Origin of the sequence: Cohnella zeiphila (genome assembly GCF_014212055.1) — a bacterium.
Taxonomy (GTDB): Bacteria; Bacillota; Bacilli; order Paenibacillales; family Paenibacillaceae; genus Cohnella; species Cohnella zeiphila.
In genome coordinates, this window is sequence record NZ_JACJVO010000034.1 from 61190 (window position 1) to 84144 (window position 22955).

Sequence of the window (22955 nt, forward strand, 5' to 3'; positions counted from 1 at the left end):
ATTTCCGATATCCCCCTCTTAATAAACGGTCGTTATTCTTTAAGCGCTCCCACGGTCAGACCGGAAACGAAGTACTTCTGAAAAAACGGAAACACGATCATCATCGGGCCGGCGGCCAGGATGGTCATCGCCATCCGGGCGGACAGCGTCGGAAGATGCGAGTAATCCACGCCGAGCCGCTGGACGGCCGGGTTCCCCTTCAGGAACTCGATCGCGTTGATGTTCCGGTAGAGCAGCAGTTGGAGCGGCACGAGCTTCTGCTCGTCGATCAGGAGCAGCCCGTAGAACCAATCGTTCCAGTAGCCGAACGCCAGCATCAGGCCGATCGTCACAAGCGCCGGCTTCGACAAGGGCAGCACGATCTGCGCGAAGATGCGCCATTCGCTCGCCCCGTCCATCTTGACCGATTCGATGATTTCCCCCGGAATCTTGGCCAGGAAGCCCCTCATGATCATGACGTAAAACGGATTGATAAGCAGCGGCAGGATAAGCGCCCAGATCGTATTCCGAAGATGAAGATATTGGGTCATCAGAATGTACAACGGAACGATTCCCGCCTGGAACAGCATCGAGAAGAAGATGTAGAACGTAACCGGACCGCGATACCGGAAATCCCGGCGGGAGATGGTGTACGCCAGCATCGTGGTCAGCAGCAGGCCGAGCAAAGTGCCGATCACCGTCACGACGATCGTTACGCCGTAAGCGCGGACGAGCGCGCTCGAAGCCTTCAGCATCACTTGATAGCCGAGCAGGTTGATCTTCTCGGGAATCCACTTATAGCCGTCCTTGTTCAGCAGGTCGTCGTCGGAGATCGAGATCGAAACGACGAGCAGGAACGGAATCAGCATCGCTGCCGAAATGATCGCGTAGACGAAGTGTACGATCACTCTTCCTTTGGATAGGGTCAGTTTCATTGCGCTTAAGTCCTTTCGGGGTTACCAGAGTGCGTTTTCGTCGTTGATCTTGCGAACGATGAAATTGGCCGCGACCACGCAGACCAACCCGACGACCGACTGGTACAGCCCGATGGCCGTGGACATGCCCACGTCGCCGATCGATCGGAGCGTTCGGATGATATACGTATCCACGACGTCGCTCACCGGGTACAAAAAGCTCGAATCGTTCGGAACGTAGTAGAACAGTCCGAAGTCCGCCCGGAAAATGCCCCCCACGCCCAGAATGAACAAGATAACGATCAGCGGGGTCAGCATCGGAATCGTGATGCCGCGGATCATTTGCCACTTGGTCGCGCCGTCGATTCGCGCCGCTTCATAGTAGCTCGGATCGATGGCCACGATGCCCGCGTAGTAGACGAGCGTCTGGAATCCGACCGCCTTCCACAGCTCCACGAGAATCAGGATGAACGGCCAGTAGCTCGCTTCCTGATACCAATTCACCGGGTTCCAGCCGAACTTGGCGATCAGCGTGTTCACGGCGCCGTGTTCGTAGTCGAGAAACCCCGACGTGATGTAGCCCACCACCACCCATGACAGAAAATAAGGCAGAAACAGGATCGTCTGGTGAACTTTGAACCATCGTTTGGTCAGCTCGTTCATGAGCACCGCCAGGGCCAACGCAATCACCGTATTTAGCACGATAAACGAAAGGTTGTACAAGACGGTGTTGCGCGTAACCCTCCACGACACGTCGGACGTGAAGAAAAACTTGAAATGCTCGAATCCGACCCATGCGCTTCCAAACAGCCCTTTGTCGTAGCGGTAGTTTTTGAACGCGATCAGGAGGCCGACCAACGGCAAATAGTAAAAGATGAACTTATACGCGAGGCCGGGCAAGCTGAGCAGGATCAATTCCTTGTTTTTGCGAAGATGCTTAAGCTCCCGCGTCATCCAATTCATATCTGTCACACCTCCCTTCGGGTCGATTGGGCTCGCGGCCTCTTGCGTCCAGTATGCCACCCTGCCCGGGGGCGTCCTACTGCTCAAATCGCAAAAGGCTCCACAAATCAACTGCTCATTCCCCGTTTTCCTGCTCCATAAAAAGTCGCCGCCCGTCTTCCGGCTGAGGAAGCAAGCGACGACCGTTCATTCGCTATAAATAATGGGTCTTAACGGATCCGCTTCATCCTTGGGGATCGAGAAGACTTTTCCGGACTTCACGTTTGCGAGCAAGGCATCGCCCTCATTCTCTTCATTTATGTTGAGGACATATTTCTTCTGAGTGCCGTCGCGCAAGGTGACGTACATCCAGAACAACACGGCGTAATCCAGATCGCCCGACAGTTTGCGCGCTTTGCTCATGGCATGCTTGAACGTATCCAAATCATGCGTGTCCGTAAAGGTCTTTTCTTTGAATGGAACCCTCCCGTTCTCACCGGATAAAGCCGCATCCGCATATTCGAGCCGAATGGAGACGATTTGTTTTTCATACGTGTACCAGACCGTTCCGATTACGAGAACGGCAATCGCTAGGAAGAGAAACCATTTCTCTCGCTTATTCATGATTCAATACCTGCTTGGTCCTAAATTCCCGCGGCGTGATCCCGAGCGTGCTCTTGAACACTTTGTAGAAGTAGCTCTCGCTGACGAAGCCGACGTCGCCCATGATCTGCGAGACGGTCCGGTCCGTGTTCTGCAGCTCTTCGATGGCGCGCGTAATGCGAACCTTGTTGATGTAATCGTTCAGGGAGACGGACTCGCATTGCTTGAACACCTTGCTGATGTGGGCGCTGCTCATCTTCAGCTTGGACGCCAGAAACTGCAGGCTGAGGTTCGGGTCGGCGTAATGCTTCTCGATCGCTTCCTTGAGCGCCTCGGCCAGGATCTGATTCTTGTCCTCGACGCTCGTCTGGCGCGACTCGGCGATCTCCCGGAACAACTCCGTGTAGACGACCCAGACGTCGTCCAGCGTCTCCTGCTCCATCACCCGCCGGTTGAACGACAGCAGCGAAGCTTTGACGGCGTGGGCTTTGTCCACGTTCATCTCCCGGAGCGCGTTGACCGTAATCGCCGTCACGTACTGCAGCGACTGCAGCAGATGATCGTGGCGGTACGAGGACAGTTCCTTGAAAATGCCGATCAGCTGGGCCTCGATCCGGCTCCGGTTGCCGGACCGGACGCATTCGAGCCACCTTTTCTCCGTCTGGTAATCGATTTGGGTCCGCGCGTTGCGCTCGTTCGCTTCGACCTTGCCGGGCGTCAGCAGCGCCGTCTTGCCGTAGGTCATCCGGTACTCGAACTGCAGAAGAGCTTGCTCGTAGGCGTCGGCGATCCGCTCGTGCCGGCGGACGGCGGAGCTGACGGAGACGCAAAGCTCGAGGCCGTAATAGCTTCGCACGATGTCCCGGAGCTTCCCGACCCATTCCGGCAGCTCCTCTTCCGCGGCTCTCGCCCGACCGGACGGCGTCGACAGAAGCAGCGCGACCGTGTCGTCGCCGAGCGAAGCGCTCTCGATGGACAAGTCGCGGCCCATGATCTCTTCGGCAATGTTCCGGGCGGCGAACTTGAGCAGGCTCTGCTCCGCCGGCTGCCGGTTCCGCTCGAGATCGCAAATTTTGATCAGACAGACGATGTACGCGCCATCCGACGCGACCACCTTCAAACCGTGAAGGCGGACCTGCTCCAGGAATTCGTCCCGGCTCATCTGATTCCTCTCGAGCAGCAGCCGGCGGAGCAAGTAGTCCTTCGCGATCGTATCCGCCGCCTTTTTCCCGGTCTCCAGCAGGGTCAGCTTCTCCAAGATCCCTTGGTTGAACGAGGAGATGAAGGACAGTTCGTCCCGGCCTCTTCCGCTTCCGATGCCGTCCTGGCTTCCCGATGCGCCGCGGATGGACTGGATCATGCTGCCGATCGGCTTGTAAAGCCGCATCGAGATCACGATCGAAGCGAGGACGGACAGCAGGATAAAGCCGCTCAGCAATAGGAACGAGTACGTCCCGATCCGGCTCAGGCTGCCAAAGATGACCTGATACGATTGGACGCCCACCAGCTTCCACCCGGTCCCGTTGGACGTCACGTACATGACCATCTTCTTGTCCTTGCCGCTGCCGATGACGAAGTGGCCTTCCGAGCCTCCCCGGGATTCGATGCCGCTCAGGATGCTCTGCGTATCGTCCCCCGCCGGATCGCCTTGCTGCGCCGATAAGACCGTGCCCGCCGCATCGACGATCATGACCTCGCCCAGCATCCGGTCCGCCAGCTCGTTGATCGTCTGAACGTTGTCGAAGATCCATTGCGTCTTGACGTTGACCATCAGGACGCTTCCCTGCACCTGGTTGAACATGGAGAGCAGCTGCCGCTGCCGGTCGTCTTCCGTCGCCTGAACCGGGATCAGCTTCATGTTCTCGACGTTCGGGTGATCCTTCATATACGTCTGCAGAATGTTCGTATCCCCGCTGTCGGCATCGGCTTCGCACTGCACCGGGACGGAGCGCGGCGAGATGTAATAGCAGCCGTTGTGCGAGTTGTAAAGGATCATGGAATCGATGAACAGATTGGTGTTCGTGATGTAATCGAACTTATGAAGGCGGTTGTACAGGTCGAAAATATCGATGTCGCTGGACTGCATCAACGCGGCGATATCCCGGTCGGAAAAAGTGGAGACCGCCAAATTGGCGACGGTCGCGTACAGATTGTCGATATTGTAATTGACTTGCCGCAGCACTTTGCTGGTGGATTCCTGCTGGAGATGCATCGCCGTGTTCTTCGCGTAGGTGTACAGCAGCGAGCAGAAAATGATCAGAAACACCGAAACCAATAAAGTAAACGAGAAGAGCATTCGCATAAAATATTTACGCGAGCGATAGTATCCCAGGATCCTCATTGGCCCGTCTCCATTCTTGCAACCGTTTTCTCGCCTTATTTTAACGCGATAGGGCTTGCGAATGGAAGTAAAAAAATACGGCGGATAAGGAGAAAGCCCCTTTCGCAAGGGGCGGTATTTCCGGGATTTTCAGGATGCGGCCGCAACGGTTTTCAAATACGCCGTCAAGCTGTCGATATTCGACCGGACGTGCCGATTGTCGCCATCCAGCTTGCTGAGCATGATGCCGCCTTCCATGATCGAAAGCGCGAACGTCGCGAGCGCGTCGACATCCAGGTCCGCCTTGAATTCCCCCGATCGAACGCCTTCCGTGATAATCCGTTTCATCAATTCGAGCGTATTGTCCAATCCCCGCCGGGCGTTCTCGCGCAAGACGGGATCGCCGTCATCGCTTTCGGTCGCCAGGTTCAGCAGCGGACAGCCGCCGATGAAAGGAGGGGCTTCGACGACGTTCTCGTATACCTTCAGGAAAACGAGCAGCTTGCCCGTCGCGGTCGTCTCGCGATCGAGCGCTTCATGGATCTTGCCGCTCACGATGCTGCCCGCATACTTGTAAGCCTCGACGGCAATCTCGTCCTTGCTGGCGAAGTGGCGGTAGATGCCGCCTTTCTTAATCCCGGTCAGCTCCGTAATGTCCGACAAGGAAGAGCTGGCGTATCCCTTCTGATTAAAAAGTTCGGCGGACTTCGCAATAATGCGCTTGCGGGTATTCTCCCCTTTGGACATCGTCCCCGTTCCCCCTTCCGTGCGCCTTTCCTGATCTCTTTTATTATAACAGCGAAAAAAGGCTTTCGATAAGGGCGGAGCGTGTGATATCCTAAAAGAGACCGATCGGTATCTTTTGGAATTCATTTGGCCATCATACGGGAGGAACGGGGAATGGAGAAGACCTGGTTCAAGGAATCGAAGCGCGCGTGGATCGGACTCGGCTCTCTTTGGATCGTCGGGTTTATCGGCGCGCTGATGCGGTTCATCATGGCCTTTTTTCAGGTTCAGATCTCGGAGGATTTGGGAATCAGCAGAGGGTTTATCTCGATGGCCTGGTCCACGAACCTGCTGATCGCCGCCTTGTGCGCGCCGCTGGGAGGATGGCTCGCGGATCGGTACGGGGCGAAGAACGTGCTGCTGTTCAGCGCGGCGATGGGGACGATCGGAACGGGAATCGTCGCGTTCGGGCACCACGATCTGCTCTTCTTTATCGGGTACGGAGTCATCTGCGGCATCGCCGGCATCGGAACGACGGCAAACTACCTGCTCATCCTCGGCTGGTTCCGCCACCATCGGGCCAAAGCGACCGGACTGCTCGCGAGCGCGTCCTCGCTGGGGCTGGCGATCAGCACGCCGGTCTTCGTCTCCGCGAGCTGGCTGACCTGGAAGGACGCGTTCCTCGCTTCCTTCGCGCTAAGCCTAATCGTGACCCTTCCCGCGATCGGGTTCGGGATCAAGGGGACGAAGCCGCCACGCCAAGCAGCGGCACCGGCTTCTGAAAGGCCCGCCGCGCATGCGGCACCGCGCGGAATCGCCTTGCAACTGCCCGTTCTGATCGTCATTGCGGGCGCTTTGTTCACCTGCGGCTTCAACATGGGAACCGTGGAGATGAACCTGGTCGCGATTCATCAGCTGGCGAACGTTCCGCCGCGCATCATCGCGCTGTCGATGAGCGTGCTCGGCATCATGGAGATCACGGGCTCCCTCGTTGTCGGGTATCTCATGGACAAAATCGACAAGCGGATCATTCTGACCGCGCTGTACGGCATTCGGATCGCCGGATTCAGTCTTCTGTACGGGCATTTGGGGTGGTCTCCGGAATTATTCGCCTTCGCGTTCGGAATCACTTACTTAAGCGCGGTTCCGGGAGGAGTGCTGCTCGCAAGCGAATATTCGCAGGGCAAAGGCAAGCAGACCGGCTGGCTGCTGCTCTTCCATCAGGGAGGGGGAATTCTCGGTTCCTTGGCGGGCGGCTTGTCCTTCGACTACTTCCGCGACTATCAAGTCTTGATCGGCGCCGACGTTCTCTTATGCGTGCTGGCGGCGATCGGCTACCTCCTCTTATACACGACCCGCAATCAAAAGAGGAAAGCGTCTTATACGTTTGAATCGAATGCCGGATGAACCGAACGGCGGTTCTAAGATTCGTCGCCGGACCGAACCGGAAGGCTCCCCTTCCGCTGGGCCAGAATCTCGGGAATGTGCAGCTCGCGCAGAACGGAGATGACTTAAGCGGCCTTGGACATATAGGTAATGATGCCGCTTACGACAAGCAGGAACGACAGCCCCATGCCCAGCAGGCGGAAGGCCGCAGCACGATGGGCTGCGGCCTCCTGCATTGCCGATACTCGCTGCTCCGACGGTTGACAGCGGGCCTTCTCCGTTTTATACTGTGATTGTTCTTATCACAGTTGTTAATCGCGGTTGTTACTGTGCTATTTTACAACATAGTTTATGCTGCCAAATCATACAAAGACATTAAGTTGAGGAGAGTGTCCCCATGTCCACCAAGCTTGAAATGAAAGATTACGCTACCGTCGTCAGAGAACGGCATTCCGTCCGCCATTATGATGCTGCCGCAACCATCTCGCGGGAAGAACTGAAGGAGATGCTGGCGGAAGCGTCGCTGGCTCCTTCGAGCAGCAACACGCAGATGTGGCGGTTCCTCGTCATCGACGATCCCGAGGCCAAGCAGACGCTGCTTCCCATCGCCAACAACCAGAAGCAAGTCGTCGAAGCCGCCGCGACCATCGCCGTGCTCGGGGACTTGAATGGCTATCGGGAACTCGGCCGCATTAACGACATGGCCGTCAAGGCCGGCTATATGCCGGAGGACTTCGCCAAGCAATTCACCGAGAACGCCGTCAAGCTGTACGCCGCCTTGCCCCCCGAGCGGCTGAGGAACATCGTGCAGACGGATGGCGGCCTGGTCAGCATGCAACTGATGTTAAGCGCCAAGGCGAGAGGCTACGACACCGTTCCGATGGGCGGGTTCAACCCGGAGAAGCTGATCGAGGCTTTCTCGATTCCGGATCATCTGGTGCCGATCATGCTGATCGCCGTCGGCAAGGCCGCGACACCCGGGCGCCTTACGGTTCGCCTGCCGATTGACGACATTACGTCCTGGAACGATATGAAAAAAGGCTGATAGGCAAGCTAAACAAAGCCGGATCGCCCATGGAAACGGACCATAAACGCCGCTTCCGTGGAGACGAACGGCTTTTTTTGTTCGTTTCCCGGAATGCGGCGGTCGCCGAGGAACAAGCCTAAACGCTAACGAACCTCAGCGGCGCTATTCCGGCAAAATCAAGGGTATGCCAAACGTAACGAAACAGGGAGGCCTTATGCAGGCAGAAGCTGGCCGTTTGCCGGATGAAACGGACAAATAAGCCTCCTTCGATTCGTTAAAACGCGAACCTCCCTCTATTTCGCCAAATAAGAGCTTACGGATTCGTTAGCGGGTGAGACCGGTGCAGGCTCGGGTATGTGTGCGGCTCGCCATGCCGCAAAGGCCGACCGGACGGCCATCCGCATGTCCTTTGCCGACGCCTATCCGACGCTCAACCGCGCATCGGGCGATTCCCGATGGGGGGTCCGCCCCGCCCGAAATCGCTCAGCGGACCCCAACGCCCGTTTCCTTCGACGCCCGGGATGGCTCAGCGAACCCGAGCGCCCGTTACTTTCGACGCCGGCAATACCCCGGCTTTGGCGATGCCCGTCATGCGGTCGCCGTCGATGGCCGCTTCGAATTTCAAATTCAGGCGCATCGGCTTCGTGACTCGCTGCGACCATGTCAGCACGTGGTCCCGAATCTCCAGATCTGCCAGCGGGACCTCTTCCTCCCCGTTCGATGCCCAGCCTCGAAGCTTCCCCTCCTCCGTATAGAACCGGAATTGGACCGGCAGTTTGCCGATGGGCGTGGCGATCGTCGTCTCCCAAATTCCATCGAACGCAGAGGACGGCGCCTTGCCGCCGCCAAGCCGCGCGGCATCCCGCTCCGCGCCGTCGGCGCCCGGAACCTCCCGGGCGGTTGGAGCCGCCCCGCTCTCCCGCCAGACCGTGCCCCTCCGCTCGTACTCGAACAACTGCTCGACGGCATGGGCGATCCGCGGTCCCAGCTCGCGCTCCACGAGATACAGCGCGACATCGAGCCCCGAAGTGACGCCTCCCCCGGTCACGAGGCTGCCGTCATCGACGACCCGGGCCGGAACGGGAACGGCGCCGGTCGCCCCGAGCACCTTCATGCCCAGATGATGCGTCACCGCCCTCCTTCCTTCCAGCAGCCCGCCCATGGCCAACAGCAGCGACCCGCCGCATACCGTGGCGACGACGGTGTCTTTTTGCCCGATCGCCCGGCTCATCAAGCCGGTCAGTTCCGTATTCATGGCGCGGCCCAGAATGGCCGGAACCGAGTCCGGTCCGTCCCCCTCGACGTCGCCCGACGCGCCGGGAACGAGAATGATTCCCCCGCGTTCCGGATCCAGCCTGCCGCCTGCTTCGATCTTCAATCCGTTGGTGCCGCTGGCCACCGCCCTTGCCCCTTCCGCCGTGACGAATTCCACGTTCAGCGTTCCTCCCGCCGACGCGCCGGCAGCGCAAAACACTTCATAAGGCGCAATGGCATCCAACAAATCAAACCCGTCGAACAACACGATCTGCACGTTTCTCATCCCAAATCCCCCTCCCTGCCAGAAGGATAACCGAGGAATCTCTCGAATGACGCGGCCCAAAGGTCACGAAATCATCACCCGTTCCTCACAAAAAAGGACCAGGCCGGCCCCGGCGGACATTTAAGATTCATTAAAGGCTTCCGCTCTAACATCAAGGTTGCAGAAACGAGCGAAGGAGTGATCACTATATTCCGCCGAAGAAAGAAAACCAAAATCGCCGTCATCGCCGCCGTGTTCCTGCTGGCCATCGGCGCGATCGTGTATAAGCTCGCCGACCGCTACCTGATCGAGCACGTCGAAGCCGTCGTCGAGCCGAACCGGGCGACCGCGCAGCTGACGTCCGCGAATTCGTCCGCCGCCCCGGCCCAGTCCGACGACTGGAATTACGAGGATGCCAACGAATCCGTCCATATCCAAAAGGTGCAGACCGGTTCGGGTTCCGATACGATCACCTACTACGTCGCCGATGTGACCTTAAGCGGCTCCGCGAATCTGCTGACCGCCTTTGCCAAGAACGAATTCGGAACGAACATCGTCCAGAACACCTCGACGATCGCGGCCGACAACGATGCCGTGTTCGCGATCAACGGCGATTATTACGGCTTCCGCAACGACGGCGTCGTCATTCGGGGCGGCAAAGTGTACCGCGACGAACCGGCGCGCGACGGGCTGGCTTTGCTGAGCGACGGCACCTTGCAAACCTACGACGAGGAGGAGACCTCCTCCGACGAACTGCTCGCCGAGGGAGTCACGGACACCTGGTCCTTCGGACCGATTCTGCTGCAGAACGGCGAAGCGGCCGGCGACTTCGGCAGCGTGAAGATCGACCAGAACTTCGGCAACCGCTCGATTCAAGACGCCAATCCGCGGACCGGCATCGGCATGATCTCGCCGAACCACTTCCTGTTCATCGTCGTCGACGGACGCAGCTCCGGCTACAGCCGAGGCATGACGCTGGCCGAGTTCGCGAATCTGTTCAAGGACCTCGGCGCCACCGAAGCCTACAATCTCGACGGCGGCGGTTCGTCCACGATGTACTTCATGGGCCGGGTGGTGAACGATCCGCTCGGCAAAGGAAACGAGCGCAGCGTCAGCGACATCCTTTACATTCCCAAATCTGCATGACGGGGGTTTTGCAGCCATGACCATTCTCATTCCCTCTTACGAGCCGGATCAACGGTTGCTCGCGCTTATTCGCAATCTCAAGGAAGTAAGCGACGCTTCCATCCTCGTCGTGGACGACGGCAGCGGCGAGAACTATCGCGACATCTTCGAGTCCGCCCGGCAGGAAGGCTGTACCGTCCTGTCGCACCGGGTCAACCAAGGCAAAGGGAGCGCGCTTAAAACGGGGTTCGATTACGTAAGGAGAAAAGGCGAAAAGGACGGCGTCGTATGCGCCGACAGCGACGGGCAGCATCTGCCGGGCGATATTCTGAGAATCGCCGAGGCCGTTCGCGAGCATCGAAGCCATATCGTGCTGGGCAGCCGGCAATTCACAGGCAAGGTCCCCCTGCGCAGCCGCTTCGGCAATTCGGTGACGCGGATGGTGTACGCCACCGCGACGGGCAGACCGATCCAGGATACGCAGACCGGCCTTCGGGGTTACTCCTCCGACATGCTGGAATGGCTGTGCGAAGTTCCGGGGGAACGCTTCGAATACGAGATGAACATGCTTCTCGAAGCGCCGGAGGCCGGCTATGAGCTGGTCGAGGTCCCGATCGAAACCGTGTATCTGGAAGAAAACAAATCCTCGCACTTCCGTCCGCTCGCCGATTCCGCCCGCATTTATTTTCCGTTCCTCAAGTTCTGCACGTCCTCCGGATTCGCGGCGCTGCTCGATTTCTCGCTGCTTATCGCGCTCCAGTGGCTGACCTCGAACTTGCTCGTATCGGTCATCGCGGCCCGGTTATTCAGCTCGGTCTTCAATTTTACCGTCAATCGCCGGTTCGTCTTCTCCGCAGGCGAAGGCAGCGCGATCCGCAAATCGCTGCCCCGCTACTTCTCCCTCGTGGTCGTCATCCTGCTGCTCAATTACGCGATCCTGCACGTTCTGTACGAGAGCATCGGCATTCCGCTCGTTCCGGCCAAGCTGGCGACGGAGGCGTTCCTGTTCCTGTTCAGCTATGGGATGCAGCGCAAATTCGTCTATTGAAAAAACCGTCAGGGCCATGGCCCTGACGGTTTCGCTGCTTGGTTCAGCCCTAGTACTCGATCGTAAACGCCGGCCGGTCGAGATCATTGACGTAAATCCGAAACGCCCCCGGCTCGACCGTTCGCCGCAAATCGGCGTCCAAATATTTCAGATCCTCCAAGGAGACGGACATCTCGACGTCGACGGCAGCGTAAGCCGGAACTTCAACGACCCGATATGCTTTCATCTCCCGCACCGGACGCACCGTCTTGGATACTAGATCCTCGATATACAGGATGACGATCTCGGAATAATCGTAACGGCTCGGGTTACGGATCTTGAACGTCACCTTCAAATCCTCGGTATCCGTGATCCGGCTGCCCGAGATCCCGAAGTCCGAGTACGTCGCTCCGGCGTAAGTCAGCCCGTGGCCGAACGGGAACAGCGGGCCGATCCCGCAATCCTGGTATCGGCTGCTGTAGCTGGACGCGTTGGCCGGCCGTCCCGAGCTGTACTCGTTATAATAGATCGGCGTCTGCGCCGAGTAGCGCGGGAACGACATCGTCAGCTTCCCGGACGGGGTCGCTTGTCCGGTGAGAAGCGATGCGACGGCCGCTCCGGCTCTCGTTCCCGGATACCAGCACCAGAGCAGGGCCGGCATGTCATCCACGATATCCTGCAATGCCAGCGGCCGGCCGGAGAAGCAGACGCATGCATAGGGGCGGCCGGTTGCCTTCACCGCCCGAATCAACCGCTGCTGCTCGTCTTCCGGCTCGAGCTTGACGCTGCTGTGACCCTCTCCGCTCTTCTCCCAATGCTCTCCTATCGCAACGACGATGTAATCGCACCGTTCCAGCACGTCCCTCGGGCAATCCTCCAGCGTGTCGAAGGCGGCGACCGAACGCGAACCGTCCGCTTGCTTTAAGCCCTCTTTCAGCGATACGACATCGCGGAAGCGCCCTTTGCACGCCCAGTTGCCGAGCAGCTCCCGCGTGCGGGCGAACGGCCCGACAAGGACGACATTCCGATGCTCCGGGCGCATCGGCAGCGTCTCGTTCTCGTTCTTCAGCAGGACGCAGCTTCTGCGGCCCGCCTCTTCGGCGAACGCCAAGGCGTCGGGATTCAGGAGAATCGTATCCTCCGCGGCTTCGTCCGCGTACGGATGTTCGAACAAACCCAATTCGTTTTTGAGCCGGAGCACTTTCCGAACGGCCGCGTCCACATCTCGCAGCAAGTCCGGCCGCTTCTCGACGATCTCCTCGAAATGCGCCAGATAATGGGTCGAGACCATCTCGATATCGACGCCCGCGTTCAGCGCCAGTTCGGCCGCTTCCCTGCCGTCCCCGGCCACGCGGTGCTTCATCAGCTCCGCCACCGCGCCCCAATCGGAGATGAGCAGATCCTCGAATCCGTATTGGCCTCTCAGGATCTCCTTGAGCATCGCCGGGCTGGCCGTTACCGGAACCCCGTTGAACGTATTGAACGAGCTCATGACGAATCTCGGCTTTTCTTGAAGCGCGATCTCGTAAGGTTTGCCGTAGTATTCGTAAAATTCCCGGAGGGACATATCGACGGTGTTGTAATCCTTCCCGGCGATTCCCGCTCCGTACGCCGCGAAGTGCTTCAGGCAGGCTGCGACGCCGGCCGGGGAGATCCGCCCGTCGCTAACTTTCTGATAGCCCTCGATCATCGCTTTTCCCAGGTTGCCCGACAACAGATGGTCCTCTCCGAACGATTCCATCACCCGGCCCCATCGGGCGTCGCGCACCAGATCCACCATCGGCGAGAAATTGACGTGAATGCCGGCCGCCCGCAGCTCGGACGCGGTCTCCTCCGCCACCCGACGCAAGATCCGTTCGTCCCAGCTGCAGGACAGCCCGAGCGGGATCGGGAAGATCGTCCGGTAGCCGTGAATGGCGTCGTGCATAAAAAGAAGCGGAATCTTCAAGCGGGACTTCTTCAAGTACTCCGCTTGAATCCGGTTGGTCATCTTGGCGCTGGACGCGCCGATGACGCTGCCGATCGCATAGAGCGTCTCCTCTTCCAGCACATGCCCCGGATACGAGGGACCGGTCTCGACCATTTCGTCGTCGACCTTGCCGACGTAGAGCTCGCCCGTAATTTGCGTGAGCTGTCCGAACTTCTCCTTCAGCGTCATCGACGCCAGCAAATCCTCCAATTGACGGTTATCCATTCTCAAGCCTCGCAATCCGCGCGCCGCAGTTGAATCATACCCACTCGAGGGCAGGCAGAATGTCCTTCTGAAGCTCGCACATCTCGTCGATCATCGCGCAAGCCTGGTAATAAGTCGGCGCCTGAGGATCGAGCAGGATCGCTTGCAGCAGCTTCGTCTTCGACTTCTCCGCGAAGGCCTCGATCAGCAGCTTGTGAATCGTTCCCTGAATGTGAATCGTTCCGATCACCGCGGTCGGCAGATCGACGGTCATCGGCTTCAGGGCAATGCCGCGACCGTTCACGATCGCCTGCGTCTCCACCACCATGTCGTCGGGAAGCCCGCGGATGGCGCCCTTATTCGGCAGGTTGACGGCGTTGATCTGAACCTCGTCGTCGAAGAAGATCGCTTCGATGATCGGAATGGCGTACTCCTGGCTTTTGCAAACCTTGGCTTTATCGAAGGTATACGCCTGCTCCGCCCAGCTCTCCTGCGTCTGCACGCTGTCGAACAGGCCCTTGTCCAGACTGTTGCCGTTCGCGCAGTAGACGAAATCCGGCGTTCTCGAGCCCGGCTTCCACAGCTGCTCCCGGATCGGGTCATACCGGTATTGCAGCGAGAGGCCCGCGTAGAAATCGTCCGCGTACGAGACGTATTCGCCGCAGTGGTTCGTTCCCGGATACGGATAATAGCCGTAAATCTGATACATCGCGCGGGACAGCCCGATATGGTCGAACTGCGCCAGCCGGTTGGCCTTCCGCTCCTTCTCGCGGAACAGCGGGTACAAGTCCTCGCCCGTCTCCTTGTCCCAAACCTTGGTGAAGAAGCCGAAGTGGTTCAAGCCGCCGCCTTCGATGCCGAGCTCTTCCGGCTTCTTCTCCAGAAACTCGCTCAGCTGATGAATGCCCATATCCAGGCCGTGGCAGAGGCCCACGATCTTGATCGAGGTCAGCTTGGATACGGCCTCGACCAGCTTCGCTTCGGGGTTCGTGTAGTTGATGAACCAAGCGTTCGGGCACACCTTCTCCATCGTGCGGGCGATCTCGAGCATCGGTCCCAGATTGCGGAGCGTATGGAACATCGAACCCGGCCCGCCGTTCTCTCCGTAGATTTGCTTGCTTCCGTAGCGGCGCGGGATGTGGAAGTCCTGGGACCAGTAGAAATACCGGTCGACCTCGATCGCGACGATGGCGAAGTCGGCGCCTTGCAGCGATTGCTCCAGATTCGTCGTCTGCCAGATGGCGGCCGGATGGGAGAAGGAATCGAACATCTCCTTCGCGTACCGGTATGTCCGCTCTACGTTATCCGCGCTGATGTCCATCAGAGCGATCTCGAGTTCGACTTCGCTGCGGAGACGCGGAGACAGTACGATATCCTGCAGGGCTCCCAGCGCGAACGAGACGCTTCCCGCTCCGATTAAGGCAATCTTCATTTTTTTCATCGTGAACGAACTCCTTTGCGGTAATCTGCTATTCCTTCAAGGCCCCTACCATGACGCCGGACAGAATATTCCGTTGAAAAACGATATACGCGAGCGCGGTCGGCAGCGCCGAGACGACGGCCGCCGTGGCGATCATGGGGTAATCCATCGTGAACTTCGTCTGGAAGTAATTCAGCCCGACCGGCAGCGTCCGCAGCTGGTCGTTCTGAATCAGAATCGTCGGAAGCATGAAATTGTTCCAGGTGCCGATCGCCGTGAACACGATCAGAGACACCAAAGGCGGATACAGCATCGGCATAATAATATAGTAGAGATTTTTCACTTCGGTCGAGCCGTCGATCCGCGCCGATTCCAGCAGGGCGTAAGGAATGTCCCTCATGAACCCTCGGAGCAGGAAGATGGAGAACGGGATGTTCATCGCGATCTGAGGCAGGATTAGCGCCCAGATCGTATTGAGCAGGCCCATCGACTTCAAGTTGTTGAACAGCGGAATGATGATCAGATCCATGGGAACCGTCAGGCCCCAGAGCACGATCAGAAAGAAGATCCCCTTGCCCTTGAACTTCATATACGCGAGCGGATAAGCGCCGAGCAAGGCCAGCAGGATGACGAAGGCGACGACGACGACGGCCACGATCACGCTGTTCTTATAATAGGTCACGAAATTTCCGACGTCCCAGATGCGCGAATAATTGTCCCAGTGGAAAATATGCGGCAAAGCGAGCGGTCCGTCGATGTTGATTTCGTTCGTCGTTTTCAGGGACGTGCTGATGACGAGCAGGAACGGCGAGATCGTCAGCAAGGCCGTGCAGATCATGATGACGTAGACGAGCGTGCGCCGAATGAGCAAAGATCGGGTCATGGTCATAAGCTTATTGATCCCTTTCCCTGATCAGGATGATGGTTCTGGAGACGATGAGCACGAACAGCGTCAGCACGATGGACGCCGCCGCGGCGAATCCGAGCCGATTGTTGATAAAGCCTTGCGTGTAAACGTAATACGAGATGACGTACGAGCTGTAACCCGGTCCGCCCTTGGTCGTGGCCATGACGATGTCGAACACGCTGAAGGAACCGATCGTCATCAGGATGACGACCGTCGTGATCGTCTGCTTGAGGCCGGGGATCGAGACATGGCGGAATTGCCCCCACGCTCCGCACCCGTCGATGTTGGCGGCGTCGTACAGCTGCGAATCCACGCCCTGCAGCGCCGCGGTGAAGATCATCGTCGTGTAGCCGAAGCTGCCCCAGACGAAGATCACGAACAATGCGTACATGACCAGATCGGGATTCCCGAGCCAGCCTGCGGCCGGCCGGCTGATTCCCAGCTGATCCAGAATGGCGGACAACGGCCCGAAGCTCGGGTCGTAAATCCACTTCCAGATGACGGCGGCGATGACGGATGAGATGATCTGGGGGAAGAAGAAGCCCATCTGGAACCACTTGGTGAACTTGATCTTGCCCCGGACCAGCAAATTCGCAAAAAACAGGCCCAGCCACACGGGGATCGTCGCTCCGCCGACCACCCACAGCAGCGTGTGCTTGATCGCCTGCAAGAACATCGGCTCGTCGGTAAACAGATGAATATAGTTCTGCACTCCGATAAATTTCTTCGGACTGATCCCGTCCCAGTTCGTCATGCTGATATAGAACGTTTGCAGGGCCGGCCAGATCATAAAGAAGGCCACCATCGCAAACGCCGGGAGAAGGAACAAGTACGCCAGCGGGTTGGTCTTCTCGGCGGCCCTTCGCTTGAAGGCGCGTCTCTGATGGGGTATGGCTTCTTGTTTCACAAGGTATCGCCTCATCATACAGGATGGATGTCCTTCAGCCCTTGAAGGGCTGAAGGACATCTGCTTGACATGTTCGTATTCGCTTTCTTACTGGCCTTGGGCCGCAGCGGACAGCTTGTTGTATTCCTGTTTGATCTCGTCCCAAGCCTGCTCGGGCGTGTTCTTCTTGAAGGACATCATCTGCAGCTGCTTGTTCAGGATATCCCCAAGTCCCGGTACGGCGTTGTCGAGGAAGAAGCCCATTTGCGTCCCTTGGATAGCTTGATCCACTTCCTTCTTCAGATCGGAAGCTTGCGCGCCCGACATATCCGCCTTGATCGTCGGCGTTGAACCGCCTTCATACCAGAGCTTGACGACGTCCGGATTCATGAACGTATCGATAAAGTCCAGAGCAGCCTGCTTCTTCTCGTCGCTCAGCTTGGCATTGATCGCCCAACCGCCGTCGGTCGCGTTGACGATCGCGTGCGTCGTGCTGCCGGCATCCTGCTGCGGGAACGCGAAGGCGCCGGTCGGCACGTTCGTGCCCTCGTAAGCCGGGATATCCCAGTTGCCGCCTAGCACCATCGCGGACTCGCCTTTCGCGTAATACGTCGGCACCGCGCTGCCGTCGATCGAAGCGTCTTCCTTCCGGTAGTAGCCGCTCTTTTCCCATTCGTTGACTTGGTTCAGGGACGCAACGAACGCTTTCTCGAACTCAGGCGTAATTCCCTGCTGGAAGTAGAATTTCTTGACGTCGTCCATCGATACTTGATTGTACAGCATGTGGAACACCGACCACATCTTCGGCGAGTTGGACATGCCGCCGTTCTCCATCGGAACGTAGCCGGCCTCCTTGACTTTGGCCAGAATGGCATTGAATTCGTCCATCGTCTTCGGCGGCGTCAGATTCAGCTTGGAGAAGATGTCCTTGTTATAGTAGACGACGACGGGCGCCGTCATAAAGGGAACGCTGTAGTACTTGCCCGGCGTTCTGGCGTTCTGGAAGTCGATGGCGCCGTCCACTTCCTTGTCGATCCAGCCCCGGCTTTTCACGTCGTCGGTAATGTCCATCAGGTAGTTGTTCTTCTGCAGCATCTGCTGCATCGTGTCGTCCACGTAGACGATGTCTTGTCCTGCGCCGGAGTTGAACTGAAGCTTCAGGTTTTGGGCATATTCGGACCACGGGCTCGGGCTGTAATTAATCGTGACGTTAGGATGCGTCTGATTGAAGATCTTGATCGTCTCGTTCATGATGTTGACGCGGGCTTCGTCGGTCATGGACGAAGAGACGGTCAACGTAATCTTGTCGGAACCGGAGCCGGACCCGGCAGAAGCTCCGGCGGAAGCCCCGGACGAGTCTGCGGCATTATTGGAACCGCAGCCAACAAGGCTGACGAGCATGACGGATAGGCTGCCGAGCAGCAGACCGGCTTTGGCTTTGGACATTGGAGTAACCCCTTCTCATCTCGGATTTGATTTGATCTTTTGTCAGCGAATGAACTTCGCGGCCGCTTCATCCATGCAGACGTGCACGTCCGGATGCCGCTGCAGCACCGTGACCGGTACCTCGTTCGTGACTTCTCGCTGCAGTGCTTGTCTCATTACGTCCGCTTTCTTGTCCCCGTCCGCTACCAGGATGACCGTACGCGCCTGCAGCAGATGCTTGATCCCGAGCGTGATCCCCTTCTGAACATCTTTCTGTTCCGGAAAATATTTGACGGAAACTTGCTTCGTCACGGGGTCGAGATCCGTCACGTACGAGCCGCGTTCGAAATCCGCGCCGGGTTCGTTAAAACCCAAGTGGCCGTTCATGCCGACCCCGAGCAGCAATAAATCGATCGCCCCGTGGGCCTCGATCAGATCGTCCATCGCCCGGCATTCGGCTTCCAGATCGCCGCTGATCGCGTTGAAGAAATGAATGTTCTTCTCCGGGATGCCGCACGGTTCGAAAAAGTGCCGATTCAAGGTTTGCCTGCAGCTGCCTTCGTCGGCGCCGCTCAGGCCGACCCACTCGTCAAGACTGATGAAGCGGCACCGATCGAAGCTCGCCCGGCCTCCGTGTACCGCTTCCACCAGACAAGAGAATGTCCCGAGCGGCGTGTTTCCGGCAGCGAAACATATCAGGGAGTCCGGTTTGCGCTTTACATTATGAAGGATCAATTCGGCGGCTTGCAAAGACATTTCCTGGTAATCGTGCGAGATGTGCGTTTTCACGTGAACCCCCCTTTTTTTATAAAATGCCTACCTTCTCGAACGCGAGAGCGACCGCTCCGATCGCCCCCGCCTCCTCCCCGATGGAAGTCAGCTCGATCGTCGTGGGAATCGGCGTCAAGCTGGCGACCGTCGAGCGGATGAGCTCGATTACCGCCGACAACGATTGGGCGACGCCGCCGCAGAGGATCACTTTCTGGGGATTCAGCAGACTTACCATATTGGCGATGCCGATCGACAAATCCGTCACGAATCGATGAATGACCGCGACGGACTTCTCCTCCCCGCGAGCGTACTGTTCAAACAGCTCATGGGGCAGCGCGCCATGCTGCGACAAGGCCAATCCCGAGATCTTCCTCTCGAACAGCCCGAATTCGCCGAAGGCATTGGCCCCGTTGCCGAGAACGTCCTGCTCCATGACCAGATAAGCGACTTCCCCCGCCATATGGCTGCTGCCCTTTACCAGCGAACCGTTCGCGATGATTGCGCTTCCAACGCCGGTCCCGATCGCCACCACCACGAAGTCGTTCGCGTTCCGCGCGGATCCGACCCAACGCTCGCCCAGAGCCGTGCAATTGACGTCGTTATCCACGAAGACCGGCTTATCGAAGTAGATCTGCATCCGCTCCCGGAACGGAAAGTGATTCCAATGCAAGGCGGGCGCTTCGATGACCGTTCCGGCTTCGCTGTCGGCGATGCCCGGAACGCCGAAGCCGATGGCGGCGACTTGCTCCAGAGAGATGGAGGCGGCGTGCAAGCTTTCCGTAATGTGCTCGGAGATAACGGCAAGATCCCCGGAGGTGCTCACTTTTTTGCGGTGAACGATCTCTCCGGCTTGATTCGTGATCAAAATCATGATCTTCGTTCCGCCGATATCGACTCCGACACCATACAACTGTTCAGCATGAGATTGCTGTGCATCGATTATTTTCACTGTGTAATCACTCTGTCGGCACCCCAACTTCCGCTGATTGCAGTTAGTTTGTTCTCTGTACGTACTAACTAAAATGAATATAAACCGATTTCACGGTTATGTCAATGACAAAACAAACTAAAAAACGGCCGGTTCGCATGACGCTACGAACCAACCGCTTTTTCCAAACTTTTAAATGACGTTCTGTTCCTGATCGAAGGCGTAGGCAATGACTCCGAGAACTCCCGCTTCCGGTCCCATGGCCGTAATCTCGACCGTCGTTTGGATCGGGGTCATCCGGCTGACGTTGGATCGCACCTCGTTCAGGACGGGCTTCAGATAACCGGCCACTTCGCCGCCGAGAATGACCATCTCGGGATTGAGCAGGCTGACCATATTGGCGATCCCGATGGACAGATGCGTGACGAAGCGATTCACCGTTTGGACGGACCGCGGATCTCCTTGCTCGTACCCTTGGAACAGCGCTTGCACCGAGCTCTCGTTCTCGGCGAGCGACTTGCCCGACACTTTCTTCTCGAACACTCCGAATTCGCCGGCCGCGTTCACCCGGTTGCGGCTCACGTCCTCTTCCTGGATGAGGTACGCGATCTCCCCGGCCATGAAATCTTTGCCGTGCACCAAATTCCCGTTCGCGACGATCGCGCTTCCGACGCCGGAGCCCAGTCCGATGTAAATATAGATAAAGTCGTCCAAGTCTTTGGCCCCGCCGACCCATCGTTCGCCGAGAGCCGCGCAGTTCACGTCGTTGTTCACATAAATGGGCTTGTCCAAAAATTTTTTCATCTCCTCGACGAAAGGAACGTCCTTCCAGCCGAGTTCGGGAGCATCCACGATAATTCCCTTCTTGCTGTTCGTCAGCCCGGGAATGCAGAAGCCGACCGCGATCACCGTATCCATCTGCACCGAAGCTCTCTCCAGGCTCGCCAGGATGCAATCGTAAATCGTCTTGAAGTCGCTGCCGGCGTCCCACCGTTCCTTCCGCATGACGTTCCCGTCCAGGTCGGTGATGCAAACAAGCAGCCCCGCAGCCGTCAGCTCGACGCCGACGCCGAAGCCGGATTTCGGATTGAACCCGAGCTCGATCGCCCTCCTCCCGCCTTCCTTGGTCGAAGACCCGAGCCCGGTCTCGACGACGAACTTCTTGGCGATCAGTTCGTCGACGATGGACGAGACGGTGGAACGGCTGAAATTGAGTCTCTGCGCCACTTTCGCGCGGCTGATCGGCTGGTGGGAGCGTATCGTTTCCAGTACGAGATCGCGGTTGATTTTCTTGAAAAGCTCTAAGTTTCCTTTTCTCACCATCCATTACTCCCTGCACCTTGTATAACCTAAATTTAATCCATGAGCGGGGGCTCGTCAATTTCGCATAGCGCCGCGCTTGCGGCTCCGAGAGGTCCGTAACCTCCGAATTCCGCGGAAAAAAAGGCCGTTCCCGGCCTGCCGGCAGGCGGGAAACGGCCTCTCTCGTTCATGCTTGTTGCAGGCGGAATTCACATCGCTGCGTTGTCTTCCCGCTCGCGGTCGAAGCTTGCCGGTCTAGCTTTGGCTGTTTGGGCCCGCGTTTTGAGTGCTGCCCGAAGTGCCGTTCGGGGTGCGCTTAGGTAGCGTTCGAGGTATCGCTTGAAGCACTGTTCGAAGCGCCGCTCTGGGCACCGCTTGAAGGGCTAGCTTGGGTGCCCTGCCCATTCGTGCTTGTGCCTCGTCCCGGGCGGCCTTGGCCGCCGCCCATGCCGCGGCCTCCTCCGCCGAAGCCGCCGCCGGCGTTCGCGGCGGTGACGCCGGACTCGTTGACGTAAGTCACGGTATCGCCGAGCGCGAACGTGACGACCTTGGTGCTGCCGCTGACGGTGCCTCCGTCGTACAGGCCGTCCTTCTCGGTGCCGGAGGACTTCCCGCCGGTGGAAAACGTATACGATTCGCCGGCCTTCAGGTCCGGCGAAGAGATGACGACGCTCCGGAACGTCTTCGCCGGCGCGAACGCCGCGATCGCCTTGCCCGAGCTGTCCGTCAGCGTGACCAGGGTGCCCGCTTCCAGCGTGCTCGGGAACGTCATCAGAACGGCCCGCTGGGACGAATCGTCGGACGGCGCCTGGGCCATGCCCGCGCTGCCGGCCGCGATCAGGAAGCCGCCGGACTGCTCGAAGGTGCCGTTGAAGTCAAGCGGAGCGTTGCCGTCGTCGGTCGGACCGTTCACGACAGCCGTGCCGCCCGACATGACCATCGAGCCGTTGGAATCGAGACCGTCTCCCCCGGCGTCCACATACAGATAGCCGCCGCTGATCGCGAGCGCGCCGTCCGTGGCGCTGAACATATCCCCGCCGCCGGGACCGCCTCCGCCGCCCGAGCCGTCGTTGCCCCCGCTGACGTTCACGCCGTCATCGTCCGCGGCGAGATGAATCTCGCCTCCGGAGATCGCAATATCCGAGCCTTCGATACCCTCATAGCTCTTGGCGATGTCGATCGTGCCGCCCGCGATGGAGAGCCCGGTGTCCGCATGTATCCCGTCGTCTCCGGAGGACAGGCTGTATTGTCCGCCCATGATGCCGACATTGGCGTTGCTGTGGATCGCGTCATCCGCCGCGTCGATGGTGAACTTGCCGTCCGCGATCGCGATGTCGGCCGCCGCCTTCAGCCCTTTGGCGCTGGAAGACTCGGTCTCTTCCGACTGCGTCTGATCCTGAGGCTGCGAGGAAGCTTGAGCTTGATCTTGCGTTTGGTCGGGCTCCTGCGACGAGTCCGGCGCCTGGCCTTGCGGCTGTGCCGGCGGCTGCACTTGCGAAGGATCCTGCGCTTGTGCTTGATCCTGGCTTTGGCCCTGATCCGCTGCCTGGCCCGGTCCCTCCCCGCGCCCCCAAC

General features: G+C 58.5%; 19 protein-coding genes. 4 read left to right on the forward strand and 15 right to left on the reverse strand.

All coding sequences use genetic code 11. The features are described 5' to 3' along the window. Positions 1-32: 32 nt before the first annotated feature. The 5 genes from H7C18_RS27145 to H7C18_RS27165 all read right to left on the reverse strand — a co-directional run bounded on the left by H7C18_RS27145 (position 33) and on the right by H7C18_RS27165 (position 5505). Complete coding sequence (locus H7C18_RS27145) at positions 33-914, reverse strand: carbohydrate ABC transporter permease (protein ID WP_185132265.1); 882 nt, start codon at positions 912-914, stop codon at positions 33-35. Positions 915-935: 21 nt separating this feature from the next. Beyond that, entirely contained in the window at positions 936-1856 is a 921-nt protein-coding gene (locus H7C18_RS27150; protein WP_185132266.1) for an ABC transporter permease, read from the reverse strand. Positions 1857-2042: 186 nt separating this feature from the next. Beyond that, complete coding sequence (locus H7C18_RS27155; protein WP_185132267.1) at positions 2043-2459, reverse strand: YhfM domain-containing protein; 417 nt, start codon at positions 2457-2459, stop codon at positions 2043-2045. Further along, positions 2452-4779: a helix-turn-helix domain-containing protein gene (locus H7C18_RS27160; RefSeq protein ID WP_185132268.1), complete on the reverse strand. Its 2328-nt coding sequence runs from the start codon at positions 4777-4779 to the stop codon at positions 2452-2454. Before H7C18_RS27160 ends, H7C18_RS27155 begins: the two co-directional genes overlap by 8 nt. Before the next feature lie 129 nt (positions 4780-4908). Continuing rightward, on the reverse strand, positions 4909-5505 hold the full coding sequence (locus tag H7C18_RS27165; RefSeq protein WP_185132269.1) for a TetR/AcrR family transcriptional regulator: 597 nt from the start codon (positions 5503-5505) through the stop codon (positions 4909-4911). 153 nt (positions 5506-5658) lie between these two features. On the opposite strand from H7C18_RS27165, the gene H7C18_RS27170 reads away from it, so the two are divergent. Both H7C18_RS27170 and H7C18_RS27175 read left to right on the forward strand, forming a co-directional pair. Further along, the gene (locus H7C18_RS27170) at positions 5659-6891 is read left to right on the forward strand and encodes an MFS transporter (RefSeq protein WP_185132270.1); all 1233 of its coding nucleotides are present in this window, start codon (positions 5659-5661) and stop codon (positions 6889-6891) included. A gap of 376 nt (positions 6892-7267) precedes the next feature. Continuing rightward, positions 7268-7915: a nitroreductase family protein gene (locus H7C18_RS27175; RefSeq protein WP_185132271.1), complete on the forward strand. Its 648-nt coding sequence runs from the start codon at positions 7268-7270 to the stop codon at positions 7913-7915. Between the two features lie 508 nt (positions 7916-8423). Here H7C18_RS27175 and H7C18_RS27180 read toward each other — a convergent pair. After that, positions 8424-9437, reverse strand: coding sequence for a DJ-1/PfpI family protein (locus H7C18_RS27180; RefSeq protein ID WP_185132272.1), 1014 nt, complete (start codon positions 9435-9437; stop codon positions 8424-8426). 177 nt (positions 9438-9614) lie between these two features. Between H7C18_RS27180 and H7C18_RS27185 the strand changes: the two genes are divergently transcribed. Together H7C18_RS27185 and H7C18_RS27190 are read left to right on the forward strand one after the other, a co-directional pair. Continuing rightward, on the forward strand, positions 9615-10562 hold the full coding sequence (locus H7C18_RS27185) for a phosphodiester glycosidase family protein (RefSeq protein ID WP_337913910.1): 948 nt from the start codon (positions 9615-9617) through the stop codon (positions 10560-10562). Positions 10563-10578: 16 nt separating this feature from the next. Next, the gene (locus H7C18_RS27190; protein ID WP_185132273.1) at positions 10579-11589 is read left to right on the forward strand and encodes a bifunctional glycosyltransferase family 2/GtrA family protein; all 1011 of its coding nucleotides are present in this window, start codon (positions 10579-10581) and stop codon (positions 11587-11589) included. A gap of 49 nt (positions 11590-11638) precedes the next feature. On the opposite strand, the gene H7C18_RS27195 is transcribed toward H7C18_RS27190, so the two are convergent. The 9 genes from H7C18_RS27195 to H7C18_RS27235 form a co-directional block, all read right to left on the reverse strand. Further along, positions 11639-13762 (reverse strand): glycoside hydrolase family 3 N-terminal domain-containing protein, encoded by a 2124-nt coding sequence (locus tag H7C18_RS27195; protein WP_185132274.1) that lies wholly within the window; start codon positions 13760-13762, stop codon positions 11639-11641. A 34-nt stretch (positions 13763-13796) separates the two neighbouring features. Next, complete coding sequence (locus tag H7C18_RS27200) at positions 13797-15182, reverse strand: family 4 glycosyl hydrolase (protein ID WP_185132275.1); 1386 nt, start codon at positions 15180-15182, stop codon at positions 13797-13799. Positions 15183-15210: 28 nt separating this feature from the next. After that, entirely contained in the window at positions 15211-16050 is an 840-nt protein-coding gene (locus H7C18_RS27205) for a carbohydrate ABC transporter permease (protein ID WP_185132276.1), read from the reverse strand. 4 nt (positions 16051-16054) lie between these two features. Continuing rightward, on the reverse strand, positions 16055-16975 hold the full coding sequence (locus H7C18_RS27210; RefSeq protein WP_185132277.1) for an ABC transporter permease subunit: 921 nt from the start codon (positions 16973-16975) through the stop codon (positions 16055-16057). A gap of 87 nt (positions 16976-17062) precedes the next feature. After that, the gene (locus H7C18_RS27215) at positions 17063-18400 is read right to left on the reverse strand and encodes an ABC transporter substrate-binding protein (RefSeq protein WP_185132278.1); all 1338 of its coding nucleotides are present in this window, start codon (positions 18398-18400) and stop codon (positions 17063-17065) included. Positions 18401-18442: 42 nt separating this feature from the next. Beyond that, entirely contained in the window at positions 18443-19168 is a 726-nt protein-coding gene (locus H7C18_RS27220) for a 6-phosphogluconolactonase (RefSeq protein ID WP_185132279.1), read from the reverse strand. Positions 19169-19184: 16 nt separating this feature from the next. Further along, entirely contained in the window at positions 19185-20099 is a 915-nt protein-coding gene (locus tag H7C18_RS27225; RefSeq protein WP_185132280.1) for an ROK family protein, read from the reverse strand. Positions 20100-20270: 171 nt separating this feature from the next. After that, on the reverse strand, positions 20271-21398 hold the full coding sequence (locus H7C18_RS27230) for an ROK family protein (RefSeq protein WP_185132281.1): 1128 nt from the start codon (positions 21396-21398) through the stop codon (positions 20271-20273). A gap of 298 nt (positions 21399-21696) precedes the next feature. After that, positions 21697-22955 (reverse strand): carbohydrate-binding domain-containing protein (locus tag H7C18_RS27235; RefSeq protein ID WP_185132282.1); only part of this gene is annotated, 1259 nt, incomplete at its 5' end.